Raw genomic sequence first — 1,212 nt, forward strand, 5'->3', positions numbered from 1 at the left:
TCATATCTGATAATGGTTTTAAAGAAAATGTAATAATCAAATATACAATAAGAATTGATACTAAAATTGAAACAATACCAATAATGATGAATTTTGTTAATAATGCATCTAGTGGTTCTTCTATTTCAGACTTCTCAAGCATTGCTGTTAATATCCACGGAGATTCATTAGAGTACTTAAAATAAACTACTTTACCTTTTCCTTTAAATGTATATTCAAATTTACCTGATTTTTTTGATTTTATATAATTAGAAAGTTCTGGTAATCCCAAATCGGTTAATGTTTTCCCTTGAACTTTAGGATTTGGATTGATTAAAATAGTTCCTTCTTTATCTAACAAGCCTATATATCCTGTTTTTAAGATTCTAACTTTTTTTAACCTATCATCAATCTCTTTAGCTTCTACTTCACTTGATACCACACCAAATAGTTTACCATCTCTATACATTGATTGACCAACAGCTAGATATTTTACCTCTTTTCCATTATTATCTTTATATGAAAATGGTCCTGTAACTGTTGTTTTTTTATTGTTATTTAAAGGATCAGTATACCAATTACGAGAATCAACTTTATAATCTTTTGGTGGTATCCAACCTGCTGTATCAAAATATTGATTATTATAATAACCAGCAATTACATTATGAACTTTCATAAAACTAACTGTATCTTTCATAAATGAAACTTGTGTTTCTTTATCAAGTGAAACTTTTTCAAGTGTTTTTGCAAGATTAGCTATTAATTTTTTCTTCTCCCCAAAAAATGAATCAAAATTATTTGTTTCAAGATTAAGTGTACCTAATAATCTATGTTCAATGTCTTCTTGAATATCATGACGGGCTTCACTATATCCTATATCTGCCAATATTACTATTATAATCGTCACTAATAATGAAACTATCAGTAATATTTTACTTTTTATTGTTCCCATTTTTTACCCTCTACAATTTCCATTTTTAATCCTCCTCAATTTTTACATTAAATTCTATCAAATTAAACTTAATAACTTCCCTTCCCTTAATAAGTTATTTTGAAGACACAAATTTAAACAAGGGTATAAAATTTATAATTTTTAGAGAAGGAAGAGATATTTCCTCTTCCTTAAGTGCAAAGTATGTAAATCAAGTTTTAAACATACCTAAAGTAGTATTGAGTTTTTCCGTCATAGAATTTAAGTGTTCAGCAGCACTTGCTATCTCTTCAACACTTCTT

The 1,212-nt window shown here is 27.1% G+C and carries 1 protein-coding gene; it reads right to left on the reverse strand.

Annotation, left to right across the window (positions count from 1 at the left end):
• A partial coding sequence (locus tag K354_RS0113640; protein ID WP_024956023.1) for a cache domain-containing protein occupies positions 1-931 on the reverse strand: 931 nt, incomplete at its 3' end.
• Positions 932-1,212: the final 281 nt, after the last annotated feature.

Origin of the sequence: Sulfurospirillum arcachonense DSM 9755 (genome assembly GCF_000597725.1) — a bacterium.
GTDB lineage: Bacteria > Campylobacterota > Campylobacteria > Campylobacterales > Sulfurospirillaceae > Sulfurospirillum_A > Sulfurospirillum_A arcachonense.